Genomic DNA, 13,359 nt, shown 5'->3' with positions numbered 1-13,359 from the left:
CCCATGCAACTGCCGCTTCCCGCTGCGCCGGATTATTCCCAGGCGCTGCGTTATCTGGGCGTCCCGGAAGGGGACGCCGCTTCCCGGGCGCTGCTGGAATGCTGCGCCGCACCGCTCTGGCAGGCCGCGTCTCCCCGGGGCACGGCGCGGGCGGTGCCCACCGGGCAGCTGCCCGCCGAACTCACCGCCGGGCGGGACATCCGCCTGCATCTGGGCGACAGCCCCCAGACCCTGCTTTTCGCCGCCACCCTGGGCCCCGGCGTGGACGCGCTGCTGCGCCGTCTGGCCGCCACCGACGTGGCCGCTGCCGCTGCCGCCGACGCGCTGGCTTCGGCGCTGGTGGAACAGGTCTGCGACGAATACGAAACCCTGCTGCGCCAAGAGTGGCAGCAGAACGGCCTGTACCTGACCGGCCGGTTCTCACCCGGCTACGGGGATTATCCGCTTGCCGCCCAGCCGGTGCTCTGCCGCCTGCTGGATACCCACCGGGCCATCGGCCTGTCCACCGCGCCCAGCTGTATGCTCACCCCCTGCAAGAGCGTTACCGCCCTGCTGGGGATCGGGGATACGCCCCGGCGCGGCCATCGGGCGGGCTGTGCCACCTGCGCGCTGCGCACCACCTGTGCCTATCGAAAAAGGGGGACCTTCTGTGACGCTGAACCAACTGTTTGATACCTCCCGCACCACCATTCTGGACGGGGGCATGGGCACCATGCTCCAGGCCGCGGGCCTGCCGCTGGGCGTGCGCCCCGAAACCCTGGCGCTGACCCAGCCGGATCTGCTGGAACGCATCCATCACGACTACGCCGAAGCCGGCGCCCAGTTGCTCTATGCCAATACCTTCGGCGCCTCGGAGCACAAGCTGGCCGGTACCGGCTACACGGTGGAGCAGCTGGTGCCCGCCGCCATTGCCTGTGCCCGGCGTGCCGCTGCTGATACCGGCGCGCTGGTGGCGCTGGACATCGGCCCCCTGGGCGAACTGCTGGAACCTGCCGGTACGCTGCGGTTTGAGGATGCCTATGAGGCCTTTGCCCGCACCGTGCGGGCCGGGCAGGACGCGGACGTGATCGTGCTGGAAACCATGACCGACCTGTACGAGGTCAAAGCCGCGCTGCTGGCCTGCCGGGAAAACAGCGACAAGCCGGTGCTGGTCTCCATGACCTTTGAAGCCAACGGCCGCAGCTTTACCGGCTGCTGCGTGGAAAGCTTTGCCGCCGTGGCGGCGGGCCTGGGCGCGTCCGCCATCGGCATCAACTGCTCTCTGGGCCCCACCGAGATCCTGCCCCTGGCCCGCCGGCTGTGCGCGTGTGTGCCCAACGCCGGTATCCCTGTGTTCGTCAAACCCAACCGGGGCCTGCCCCGGGCGGACGGCTCCGGCTATGATATGACCGCCGAGCAGTTTGCCGCCGCCATGGAACCCTATAAGGAACTGGGCGTCTCGATGGTGGGCGGCTGTTGCGGCACCGATACCGAGTGCATCCGCCTGCTGGCCCAGCGGTTTGCCGGGTTTGTACCCCCGCTCCGAAAGATGGAATCGGTTTCCCGCATTTGCACGCCGGTGCGTGCGGTAGAGATCAGCGGCCCCACCGTGGTGGGCGAGCGGCTCAACCCCACCGGCAAAAAGCGGTTCCAGCAGGCATTGCGGGAACAGGATATGGATTACCTGCTCAGCCAGGCGGTCAGCCAGATGGAGGCCGGGGCCCAGCTGCTGGACGTGAATGTGGGCCTGCCCGGTGTGGACGAGCCCGCCCTCATGGAAAAGACAGTCCGCGCCCTGCAGGCGGTGGTGGATCTGCCGCTGGTGCTGGATTCCTCCGACCCGGCCGCGCTGGAACGGGGCCTGCGGGTCTACAACGGCAAACCGCTGGTCAACTCGGTCAACGGCAAGCAGGAGGTGCTGGACACCATCCTGCCCCTGTGCAAAAAATACGGCGCGGCGGTGATCGGCCTGACGCTGGACGAATCCGGCATTCCCGCCGAAGCCGAAGCCCGTGTGGCGGTGGCCCGGCGCATCCGGGACGCGGCGCTGGCCGCCGGCATCGAAGCGGAGGATATCTACATCGACTGCCTGACCCTCACTGCCAGCGCCCAGCAGGATCACGTGATGGATACCCTGCGGGCGCTGGAAACCTGCAAGCGGGAGCTGGGGGTGCGCACCATTCTGGGCGTGTCCAACATCAGCTTTGGCCTGCCCTGCCGGGAATATCTGAACGTCAGCTTCCTGACCCTGGCCATGGCCCGTGGCCTGGACCTGGCGATCCTGAACCCCAATGCCGAACCCATGATGGCCGCCGTGGCCTCCTACCGGGTGCTCTCCGGCATCGATGCGGGCAGCACTGCCTATATTGCCCGCTACGTCAATGCCGCCCCGGCCGCTGCCGCCGCGCAGCCGGGCCAGGTCAGCCTGGAACAGGCGGTGGAACAGGGCCTGAAATCCGAGGCCGCCGCGGCAGCCCGCCGCCTGCTGGAAACCACCGACCCGCTGGAAGTGGTCAATGCCCATCTGGTGCCCGCACTGGATCGGGTAGGCCAGGGGTTTGAGAAAGGCACGCTGTTCCTGCCCCAGCTGCTCCAGTCCGCGGCCGCTGCCCAAAGCGCCTTTGAGCAGGTGCGGGTGGCGCTGGCAGAAAAGGGCGGCAACCCGGTAAGCCGGGGCGCCATCGTGCTGGCCACCGTCCAGGGGGATATCCACGACATCGGCAAGAACATCGTCAAGGTGCTGCTGGAAAACTACGGTTACCAGGTCACCGACCTGGGCCGGGACGTGGCCCCCGAGCGGGTGGTGGAAGCGGTACGCCGCACCGGCGCGCCGCTGGTGGGTCTGTCCGCCCTGATGACCACCACCCTTCCCAGCATGCGCCGCACCATTGAACTGCTGCGGCAGGAAAACCTGCCCTGCAAAGTCGTGGTGGGCGGCGCGGTTCTCACCCCGGAATATGCCGCCGAGATCGGCGCGGATTTCTATGCCCGGGACGCCAAAGCCACCGCCGACATTGCCAATAAGCTGTTCGGCTAATCAGCGACCGTAAACAGGCACACCGCCGATCGGCGGTGTGCCTGTTTTGCCGTATTGGTGTCCAATGGGGATAAAAGCGCGACCGGTGCAGAACATATCCCTACCGATTCTGCCATTTACTGTGTAAAAAATTTCCGGCATCTTGTCCCATAATCTCCTGTTTGTCATAATTCTTATAGTGACAGTCGAAAAAGGGGGTCTGCCGGATGCGTTCGGATGCGCAGATTCTGGCCCTGCTGGACCGTGACCCGGAAGAGGGCATGGCCCGGCTGCTGGAACAATACGCCGGTCTGGTGTGGACAGTGTCCGCCCGGGCTTTGCAGAATACCGAGGATACACGGGAATGCGTCAACGACGTGTTTGCCGAGTTTTACCGCCGCCGGGATGAGTTCGACCCGGAAAAGGGCAGCCTGAAAACCTTCCTGGCGCTGATTGCCCGCCGCCGCTCCATCGATGCCTGGCGCGCCGCGCACCGCCGCCCGGCCACCGCCGCAGAGGAAGAAATCCCCGAAGCGCCAAACCCGCTGTCTCTGGAAGACCGGGCGGCACTGAACCAGCTGATCGACAGCCTGCCGGAGCTGGACGGCAGGATTCTGCGGATGAAATACTACGGGGGGATGAGCGCCCGCGAGATTGCCGCCGCGTTGGATCTGCCCTATGAAACGGTCAAAAAGCGGCACCAGCGCAGTTTGAAGAAGCTGCGTTCGCTGTGGGTGGCGGGCCTTGTACTGGCGCTGCTGGCCCTGCTGGCCGCCTGTGCCTATGTGGTTCTGCGGTATTTCGGATTGGTGCCCGGTTACGGCGTCAATACCGATCCCACCCAGGGCACCTATCTGCTGGCGGAGCCGGTATCGGCGCAGGACGGAGACTACGAGATCCAGATACAGGATGCCCTGTGGCAGAACGGCCTGCTGACCATCGACATGGCGCTTTATGGCGCCGAATCGCCGGTCACCGCATTGTCACCCCAGCTGGAGGGGGTAGAACTCCTTTCCTGGACAATGGCGGATTCCGGCGACGCTGCCTCACCCGGCCCCTACAACTACCGGCTGATGGCAGCTACCAAACCGGTAGGCCGTTCCGACAGCCTGGCGGTGACCCTGACCCTGTGGGATACCCCGCTCAGCCTGCAGCTTACCGCCGCGCAGGAAATTACCGACCTGTCCAGCGCGGGTGCCTGGCTCCTCACCGAAGAGGATGGCGGCCTGCTGGCAATGCCCCGGCTGGAAAACGGGGAACTCATTGTTACGATCTATCCGCTGCATCAGGGGGAGTACCGCACCCAGTACTCCTGCAACGAGGGAATCTGGGGCGGCTTCGGCGGGCCGTCGCAGCCCATCACCGTAACCGCGCCGGATGGCAGCGTTTTGACCGGTGAGCCGGAGTTTTACGTTCCCTTTGACGAGCGGGCCGGCCTGGATTGGTACTTCGGTCCCGCCGAACCGGGGGAGTATACCCTGAACGTGCCGTTTGTGTACCAGGATTTTGCCGGAGAATTTGTCAAAACCGCCGTGATGCCCGCCCAGGCGGGGGCGGGCACGGAACTGGCGCTGCCGGGCGGCACCCTTACACTGGAAAATCTGCGTCCCGCCGCCGCAGATGACCTGCCCGTGCAGTTCCGGGAGGAAAGCCGGTATCCTGGTTACAGCTGGTGGGTGGTGGATGCCGTCTGGAATGGCGACGATCCGGAAAGGGTATTGGCGGCTCTGAGCAATCTCATGCCGCCCGCGCCGGGCATGATGGGGGTGTATGAGGACCCGGTGGCCCAGCCCCTCTACACCACACACACCGAGGCAGACGGAAACAGCTGGCAGCAGCTGACCGGCTATTGCCTCGGCGTCCCGGCGGGAACCGAGCAGCTGACCTTTGCCCCGGTCACCCGGAACGGCTCCTTGTGTTATCGGTGGGAACATCCCTTTGCACTTTCCTTTACGGTGGAACCGGAAACACCAGCCGCGGAATACACCGTCACCCGGGAGGAGTGCACCCTGACGGCGGTTCCCCGCCGGGTAAACGGGGCGGTCACCGTGTCGGTGTATCCAGAGAAAGGGCCCGGCAAGCTGACTGTGTCTCCCCAGATCGCCCACAATCCGCTGCCCGGGGCCACCGATGAGCCGGTGACCCTGCTGGCTGCCGACGGCACCGCTTACACCGGAACCTACACCCCCGGCCGGGACGGCAGCTACAGCAGCTGGAAGTTCGGCAACCTGCCGGCCGGGGAATACACCCTCTGCCTGCCCAGTCTGTATCTGACCGGGCCCGATGCGCTGGTGGCGGTTCCGCTGCCGCAGCAGGAAGGGGAGAGCTTGCCGGTGGGCGAGACAATCCTGCCCGGCGGCAGGCTTCAGATCGGCACTGTCCGGTGTTTGGGCCGCGCCGAAAACTTCCCGGTATTGGCCACAACGGAGGAGGGGAAAATCCTGTACCAGGATACGGCAATGGCCATCGGCATGCCGGACGGCAGCATCGTTTCCCTGAACGAGCTGCCCCTGGAAGCGGAACTGGACCTGACCCTGCAGGCAACCTGGAAAGACTATACCCTGTTGTCGGCAGGGGTGAAATTCGGCGCTACAGCCGAGGGTTCCGAGGGCACTGCCTGCGAAAGACAATACGCCCTGGCGGAGGACGGCACCACACAGCTTTCCGGCCTGTTGCTGCGGTATAAACCCGGCCTGTACGCCGCCAACCTGACCTTCACCCAGCCGCTCTACCGCTGGGACTGCGATTTTACCATTCCGATCACTGTCCCCTGAATCCGATAAAACGCCAAGCGGGAGGCCCCCCACTGCCGGGGCCTCCCGCTTGTTTGTTGCGTCCCAAATAAGTGGCAATACTCATCCGCAAACATGCGTTCAACATCATGGCCAGCTTCATCGGCACCGGCATGAACAAGGGCGGCAATTCCAGGCGGGTGGACGAGCTGACAAGCCCGTTCCTGGACAGTCTGGACATTGCGGGCTATAACTACGCTTCGGGACGCTACCCGCTGGAAGAAAAAGCCCATCCGAACCGGATCGTTTTTGGCAGCGAAACCTTTCCGCAGGATATCTATAAAAACTGGAAGATGGTGGAGAAATACCCCTATCTGATCGGAGATTTCATGTGGGCTGCCTGGGACTACCTGGGCGAAGCAGGCATCGGCGCCTGGAGCTACAACGGCGGGATGCCCTTCAACCGGCCTTATCCTTGGCTGCTGTCGGGGGCCGGCGTGGTGGATATCCTCGGCGTGCCGGACGTTTCCTGCCGCTATGCGGCGGTGGTCTGGGGCCTTTGCCGTAAACCGGTGATCGGGGTGCGGCCGGTCAACCATCCGGGCGTGCGCCCCTCCAAGTCGGTCTGGCGCGCCACCAATGCGGTGGAAAGCTGGTCCTGGCAGGGTTGCGAGGGAAACAAGGCGCAGATCGAGGTGTATGCAAGGGCGCACAGCGTCCAGCTGCTGCTGAATGGGAAAAGCCTGGGCAAAAAACGGCTGAAAGACTATAAGACTATCTTCAATACCCGATACCAGCCGGGTACCCTGACTGCCATCGCCTACGACGAAAAGGGAGAGGAGCTCTCTCGTTCGGAATTGCGTTCCGCCACCGGCCCGGTGTGCATCACCGTAAAACCTGAAAAGCAGAGCGTCCGCCCGGGTGAGATCGTTTATGTACCGGTATCGCTCACTGATGCAGACGGCGTGCTGGAAACAAATGCGGACCGCGCGTTGACGGTTCAGGTGCGCGGCGGCGAGCTGCTGGCGTTCGGCAGTGCCAACCCCTGCACCGAAGAGCGATACGATGCTGGCCGCTTCACCACCTACCAGGGGCGCGCCCTGGCCGTGGTAAGAGCGGGGGAGCGCGGCAATATTTTGGTTTCGGTCTCTGACGGTAAGCAGAATGCAACGGCGGAGATAGCCATTGCGGAAAAATAACGAAAGGGGCGCTGAGCAAAATGGAAAAGACAAAGAATGGCAGCCGGGCAAAAAAGATTCTTAAGATTGTAGTGGCTGTAGTGCTGGTTCTGACGCTGGCCCAGCTTTTGGTTCTGGGAATCCTGGGCGGTATCGGCCCGTTCGGATTTATCCGGGAGAACAAGATCAAGAATCATCCGGGCAATAAGCCGGAATACGACTTTTCGCAACTGACAGCGATGGAAAACAGCCCGCTTGCCGGTGGAAAAATTGCAGTATTGGGTTCTTCTGTGGCACAGGGCGCAGCCTCTGAGGGCTACGCGGTGGGCGAGTATCTGGCGGCACGCTTCGATTGCGCCTTAACGAAGGAAGCAGTCGGCGGAACTACGCTTGTGGATAACGGAAAGAGCAGTTATGTGCAGAGAATGTACAATTTGGACAAGTTTGAGCCGTTCGATTTGTTCGTCTGCCAGCTGTCCACCAACGACGCAACAAAGCGCAAACCTCTGGGAGAAATCTCGGGCAGCAAGAATCTGGAGGACTTTGATACCTCCACTATCACCGGCGCGATGGAGTATATCATCTGCTACGCGCAAGAGACCTGGGATTGCCCGGTGGTGTTCTTCACCGACAGCCGCTACGACAGTGAAGCCTACGGCGCGATGGTGGACCGCCTGCTGGAACTGCAGGAAAAATGGGGCATCTGGGTTCTGGACCTGTGGAGCAGCGACGAGTTCAACGCCATCTCCGATGCGGAACGGGATCTGTATATGAACGACGGTATCCATCCCACTAAAGCCGGTTACCGCGACTGGTGGGGCCTGGAGCAGGAACGCCAGCTGCTGGAATACCTGGCGGGCTGAGCAAAACAAAAACGGGACGCAACCCTTTAGGGATGCGTCCCGTTTTGCCTGTTTTTCTCTGCTCGTGCCGAACCGTGCCGCTTCAACGGATTCCGCCCCATTCTGCCCCTGGCCTCATGCTAGGATGGGCGCGGAGGTGATACGGATGCAGGCGTTGGCCGGATTGCTCATTACCGTGCTGTTCGTCTTTGCGGCGCTGCTTTCGGCGGCGGAAGAAAACGATCAGTCGTAGGTGTGGTCGCACACCTGCTGGATCTTCTCCCGCAGGGCTACAAAGTCCGAAAAAGCGTCGGGCTTCTGCCGGGGATTGCGCAGCAGCGCGGCGGGATGCAGCGTGCCCATGAACCAGGTGCCGTTCTTCTCAAAGAACTGCCCATGCTCCTTGGTCACCGAGAAGTCCGGGCGGATCAGCCGCTGGGCGGCGATGCGGCCCAGGCACACGATGATGCGGGGCCGGATGATCCGGAACTGCTCCCGCAGCCAGGGCAGGCAGGCGTCCCATTCCTCGGGCAGCGGATCCCGGTTCTGGGGCGGGCGGCATTTTACGATGTTGGTAATAAAGATGTTCTTGTCCCGGTACAGATCCACCGCTTCCAGATACTGGTCCAGCAGCTTGCCGCTGCGGCCTACAAACGGCAGGCCCTGTTCGTCCTCGTTCTGGCCGGGGCCTTCGCCGATGAACATGACCTCGGCTTCCGGGTTGCCCATGCCGAACACCACGTGCTGGCGGGTTTCACACAGGCCGCACTTTTCGCAGGTGGTGCAGGCCTGACGCAGTTGTTCAAAATCCATAAAACTGCCCTCCTTGTGTTCTGAAGCGATTATACCACAGCCGCGGCATTTTGTCTTGAAGTTTCGTTTGAATGTGCTACAATAAAAATGTAAATGCGCCCAGGGCGGCCAGTCTGCCCGGCGACACAGGAGGAAGAGAAAAATGAAATTTCTGGTAGAAACTTCGGCCCGTCACGTACATGTTACCCAGCAGACCCTGGAGACTCTGTTCGGCGCGGGTTATCAGCTCACCGTTAAGAAGGAACTGAGCCAGCCCGGCCAGTTCGCGTCCAACGAGCGCGTTACCGTTGTCGGCCCCAAGAAGGAGCTGGCCAACGTGTCCATCCTGGGGCCCTGCCGCAACGCGGACCAGGTGGAGCTGTCTGCTACCGACGCCCGTTCCATCGGCATCGTAGCTCCCGTCCGTGAGTCCGGCGACATTGCCGGTTCCGGCGCCTGCAAGCTGGTTGGCCCCTGCGGCGAAGTGGAGCTGACCGAGGGCGTGATCGTGGCCAAGCGTCACATCCATGTGACCCCCGAAGACGCTGAGAAGCTGGGCGTTTCCGACAAGGAGATCGTGAAGGTTGCCTGCGGCAAGGAAGGCCGTAAGCTGATCTTTGACGACGTGGTCATCCGTGTGCGCAGCGACTTTGCCACTGCCATGCACATCGATACCGACGAGTCCAACGCCTGCCTGGGCGCCACCGAGGGCGAGATCGTCCGCTAACTCTGATCCAAACGGCACTGCGGCCGGGCGGGCAGCCATTGCGCTGCCCGCCCGGCCTTTTGTCTGCCGGTCTTGCAATTTGCAAAGTTTTGTTATATAATATACCGTGTTCGGACAGAGCCGGTATATAGGTGCGCTGTTCGGCATACGGATGCGGGTCCTGTGCGACGGGGCTCCATGAACCATGTCAGGCGGGGAACCGAGCAGCATTAAGTGGCCCGCCCTGTGCGCCGCAGATCGCCTGCATCCGTATGCCGAGCCACGCACCCGCATCCGCGGGCGCTGTCCGTTTTTTGTACGGCTTTGTGGGGGAGGTGTGCGCCTGTGTACCAGGCATTGTACCGCAAATGGCGGCCTGCCGTGTTTGAAGACGTGGTAGGGCAGAGCGCGATCGTATCTGCGCTCAAAAACCAGGTGGCCACCGGCCGGGTGGGCCACGCCTATCTGTTCACCGGCACCCGCGGCACCGGTAAAACCACCTGCGCCCGGATCTTCGCCAAGGCGGTCAACTGTACCAATCCCCATGAGGGCAATCCCTGCGGGGAGTGCGCCATCTGCCGGGGCGTGGACGACGGCAGCATCCTGGACGTGATCGAGATCGACGCCGCCTCCAACAACGGCGTGGACAGCATCCGCGACCTGCGGGACGAAACCGCCTATACCCCCAGCCTGTGCCGGTACAAGGTGTATATCATCGACGAGGTGCACATGCTGTCCACAGCGGCTTTCAACGCGCTGCTCAAGACGATGGAGGAGCCGCCCTCCCATGTGATCTTCATTCTGGCCACCACCGAGATCCACAAGGTCCCGGCCACCATCCTGTCCCGCTGCCAGCGGTATGACTTCGGCCGTATCCGCCCGGAGGATATCGCGGGCCGGGTGCGGTATGTGGCCCAGCAGGAAAATCTGGAACTGGACGAGGCCGCGGCCATGCTCATTGCACGTCTGGCGGATGGCGCCCTGCGTGACGCGCTCTCCATTCTGGATACCTGCGCGGGCATGTCCAAACAGATCGACGAGGAACTGGTGCGCCGCATGGCCGGCGTGACCGACCGCAGCTACCTTTTTGCCATCAGCGACGCGGTGACCGAGAAAGACCCCTCCCGCGCCTTGGCGGAGATCGCCCAGCTGCGGCAGCGGTCGGTGGATCTGCGCCGCCTGTGCGAGGAACTGATCAGCCATTACCGCAACCTGATGCTGGCTGCCATGCCCGGCGGCAAAGCCCTGCTCACCGGCGTGTCCGGGGAGGAAGAGAGCCTGTATCTGCAAAAATGCAGCCAGGTGCCGCTGGCAAAAGCTGTGCAGGCCATCCGGTCACTGGGTTCCGCGCTGGAAAAGATGAGCCGGGGCACCGATCCCCGCATCGAGCTGGAACTGGCCCTTTTCTCCCTCACGGAGGAAACCGCGGCCGCTCCGGCCCCCGCGCCTGCCCGCACAGCCGCCGCTCCGGCGGCACAGCCTGCCAGCCAGCCGTTTGTGGCGTCCGCCTCCACGCAGCCCTTTATCCACAGCACGCCGCCGGCTCAGCAGCCTGCCCAAACAGCACAGCCTGCTCCGGCAGCGGCGCCTGCCGTTCAGCCCGCTCCCGCGGCGCAAAGCCAGGAGCAGCCTTCCCAGCCCGCCCAGACCTGGGCGGCGGATGTGCCGTTTGCCCCCGTGGCCAAGCGTGGCGCACCCCAGGCTCCCGCCGGTGAACCGCAGCTGTTCCCCCAGTGGAGCAAGGTGCTGGAGGAGCTGGAAAAGAACAAGGAGTCCATGCTCTTTGCCTATCTGGAACACTCCCGCGCGTTTTTTGACGGCCGCCGGGTGCTGATCGACGCAGGCAATACCTTCCGGGATTTCATCCGGGTCAACAAGGAAGCCCAGGAGCTCATCAAGCAGACCATCCAGAAATGCGTGGGCGTTCGTTGCGGCATCGGCCCGTATGAGCCGCCCAAAACCGAGGGCCCGTCCGGTGCGCAGGTGCTGGACGATACCCTGAAAACCCTGAAAGAACAAGGGGTACCCGTGATTTACCACGATAAAACATAAAGGAGATACCAAACATGAAAGCAAGACTGCCTCAGGGATACGGCAAACCCGACGTGAACGCGCTGATGCGCCAGGCCCAGAAGATGCAGGAGGACATGAAGGCCAAGCAGGAGGAGCTGGAGCAGAAAGAGTACACCGGCACCGCCAGCGGCGGCATGGTGCAGGTCACCATGACCGGTAAGCATCAGGTCACCGCCATCAAGATCCAGCCGGACGCTGTGGACCCCGAAGACATCGAGATGCTGGAAGATCTGGTTGCCGCTGCCGTCAACGACGCGGTGCGCGCGGTGGACGAGGATGCCGAGGCCGAGATGGGCAAGCTCACCGGCGGCATGAACATTCCCGGCCTTTAATCGCCGGGCAGTAAGGAGGAACACCATCCATGGGGTATAACGCCGCGCCGCTGGAGCGTCTGGTGGAACAGTTTTCCAAATTCCCGGGCATTGGCCGCAAAGGCGCTACCCGTATGGCCTATCAGGTGCTGAGCATGGATCCCAAGGAAGCTGCCGAGCTTGCCAGCGCGATCCAGGATGCCCATACCAAGCTGCATCGCTGCCGCATCTGCCAGGATTATACCGAGCAGGAGGTATGCCGCATCTGCTCCAGCCCCAAGCGGGACCCGTCGGTCATCTGCGTGGTGGAAAGCCCCCGGGATGTAACCGCCTTTGAGCGCACCCGGGAGTACAACGGCCTGTACCATGTGCTGCACGGCCTGATCTCGCCCATGGACGGTATCGGCGCGGAGCAGCTCTGCGTCAAGGAGCTGCTGGCCCGCCTGCAGGACGGCACGGTCAAGGAGGTCATCATGGCAACCAATCCCACTGTGGAAGGGGAGGCTACCGCCCTCTATCTGGCCAAGCTGATCAAGCCGCTGGGCATCCGCACCACCCGTCTGGCCTATGGTTTGCCGGTGGGCTCCAGTCTGGAGTACGCCGACGAAACCACCCTCTACCGGGCACTGTCCGGCCGGGGCGATCTGTAAACCGCGGCGGGATTTGACATTTTATCCCGGATGGGATATACTATACTACCAACCAGGCAGGGGAGGTGACGGCATGGCCGGAGAAAAACAAAGCACCAAGACCATCGCCGTCAACCGGCAGGCCCGGCATGAGTATTTCGTGATGGAAACTCTGGAGACCGGTATTTCGCTGGCAGGCACAGAGGTCAAGAGCCTGCGGCAGGGCACGGTCAACATGAAGGATTCCTGGGTCGACGTGGAGGATGGCGAACTGATCGTCCGGGGGCTGCACATCAGTCCCTACGAAAAGGGCAATATCTTCAACCGGGATCCCTTACGCGCCCGTAAATTGCTGGCGCACAAGAACGAGATCCGCAAGCTGGGCCAGCAGATTAAACTGCAGGGCTATACCCTGATTCCGCTTTCGCTCTACTTCAAGCGCGGGCGGGTCAAACTGGAACTGGGCGTCTGCAAGGGCAAGAAGCTGTACGACAAGCGGGAAACCGATGCCCGCCGTGCTGCACAGCGTGACATTGACCGGGCGCTCAAGTCCCACAACAACCGATAAAACAGGCCCCGTGCCTGTTTTTCATGGGGATGTAAAGGTTTCGACGGGGAGAGGAACACGCGAGCAGCGGGTAGTGGATGGGGGCCACACTATAAATGCCTCCAAAAAAATAGCTAACAACAATAAATTAGCTGTCGCTGCCTAATTATAGGCGGCTGTCCTGCCCACGTTAGTGTTGCGTGGGGCCAGGGCATCATTTAGACACTGAACGTGAGCAGCCCTAAGCTTTGCGGGCGGCCATGAACTCATGAAGCTACCAAAGCGTCGGCCTGTTTGCCGGCCTGGCGCGGCGGGAATGTTGTAGACAAACTGCACCCGGAGATACTCTCGTCGACTTCTTTTCGGACAGGGGTTCGATTCCCCTCATCTCCACCAGAGAGAGCCCCGGAAACAAACGGTTTCCGGGGCTCTCAATTCATATAAGAACCACAAGCTATGCTTGTGGGCGAATATAGCACGAGCGTTGATACGGAAAAAAAGAACCTCCTTTTGCTAAAATAGAAGCGGGTAACGCCAACCGCACTACAGCAAAA

General features: G+C 62.4%; 11 protein-coding genes and 2 other RNA genes. 12 read left to right on the top strand and 1 reads right to left on the bottom strand.

The genetic code is table 11. From position 1 onward, the window contains the following. The first annotated feature begins 3 nt into the window (after positions 1–3). The 5 genes from B5E65_RS13975 (at position 4) to B5E65_RS13955 (ending at position 7,768) form a co-directional block, all read left to right on the top strand. Positions 4–672, top strand: a complete 669-nt coding sequence (locus B5E65_RS13975) for a hypothetical protein (RefSeq protein ID WP_087172379.1) — start codon at positions 4–6, stop codon at positions 670–672. After that, a complete protein-coding gene (locus tag B5E65_RS13970; protein WP_275532881.1) occupies positions 650–3,016 on the top strand; it encodes a homocysteine S-methyltransferase family protein in 2,367 nt (788 codons plus the stop codon). The genes B5E65_RS13975 and B5E65_RS13970 overlap by 23 nt, the downstream gene beginning before the upstream one ends. A gap of 206 nt (positions 3,017–3,222) precedes the next feature. Next, positions 3,223–5,769 carry an RNA polymerase sigma factor gene (locus tag B5E65_RS13965; RefSeq protein WP_087172378.1) on the top strand — a complete coding sequence of 849 codons (2,547 nt, stop codon included), beginning with the start codon at positions 3,223–3,225 and terminating at the stop codon, positions 5,767–5,769. A 71-nt stretch (positions 5,770–5,840) separates the two neighbouring features. Next, complete coding sequence (locus B5E65_RS13960; protein ID WP_242957564.1) at positions 5,841–6,926, top strand: DUF4982 domain-containing protein; 1,086 nt, start codon at positions 5,841–5,843, stop codon at positions 6,924–6,926. A gap of 20 nt (positions 6,927–6,946) precedes the next feature. Beyond that, entirely contained in the window at positions 6,947–7,768 is an 822-nt protein-coding gene (locus tag B5E65_RS13955; RefSeq protein WP_087172376.1) for an SGNH/GDSL hydrolase family protein, read from the top strand. 222 nt (positions 7,769–7,990) lie between these two features. On the opposite strand, the gene B5E65_RS13950 is transcribed toward B5E65_RS13955, so the two are convergent. Then, positions 7,991–8,560: a uracil-DNA glycosylase gene (locus B5E65_RS13950; protein ID WP_087172375.1), complete on the bottom strand. Its 570-nt coding sequence runs from the start codon at positions 8,558–8,560 to the stop codon at positions 7,991–7,993. A 142-nt stretch (positions 8,561–8,702) separates the two neighbouring features. Here B5E65_RS13950 and pduL point away from each other — a divergent pair, with 142 nt between their 5' ends. From pduL to ssrA, 7 genes are all read left to right on the top strand, one after another. Beyond that, a complete protein-coding gene (gene pduL, locus B5E65_RS13945; RefSeq protein ID WP_087172374.1) occupies positions 8,703–9,266 on the top strand; it encodes a phosphate propanoyltransferase in 564 nt (187 codons plus the stop codon). Positions 9,267–9,417: 151 nt separating this feature from the next. Next, positions 9,418–9,516, top strand: an RNA gene (ffs, locus tag B5E65_RS16870) — signal recognition particle sRNA small type. Between the two features lie 74 nt (positions 9,517–9,590). Next, the gene (dnaX, locus tag B5E65_RS13935) at positions 9,591–11,297 is read left to right on the top strand and encodes a DNA polymerase III subunit gamma/tau (protein ID WP_087172373.1); all 1,707 of its coding nucleotides are present in this window, start codon (positions 9,591–9,593) and stop codon (positions 11,295–11,297) included. A 14-nt stretch (positions 11,298–11,311) separates the two neighbouring features. After that, positions 11,312–11,650 carry a YbaB/EbfC family nucleoid-associated protein gene (locus B5E65_RS13930; protein WP_087172372.1) on the top strand — a complete coding sequence of 113 codons (339 nt, stop codon included), beginning with the start codon at positions 11,312–11,314 and terminating at the stop codon, positions 11,648–11,650. A gap of 29 nt (positions 11,651–11,679) precedes the next feature. Then, positions 11,680–12,279, top strand: a complete 600-nt coding sequence (gene recR / locus B5E65_RS13925) for a recombination mediator RecR (protein WP_087172371.1) — start codon at positions 11,680–11,682, stop codon at positions 12,277–12,279. Positions 12,280–12,352: 73 nt separating this feature from the next. Then, positions 12,353–12,826, top strand: a complete 474-nt coding sequence (smpB, locus tag B5E65_RS13920; RefSeq protein WP_087172370.1) for an SsrA-binding protein SmpB — start codon at positions 12,353–12,355, stop codon at positions 12,824–12,826. Between the two features lie 25 nt (positions 12,827–12,851). Further along, positions 12,852–13,201: a transfer-messenger RNA gene (gene ssrA / locus B5E65_RS13915) on the top strand. Positions 13,202–13,359: the final 158 nt, after the last annotated feature.

Source organism: Gemmiger sp. An120 (assembly GCF_002160955.1).
In the GTDB taxonomy this organism is placed as follows: Bacteria; Bacillota; Clostridia; order Oscillospirales; family Ruminococcaceae; genus Gemmiger_A; species Gemmiger_A avium.
The sequence above is the reverse complement of the archived record's forward strand: the minus strand, read 5'-3'. Positions and strand labels throughout refer to the sequence as shown.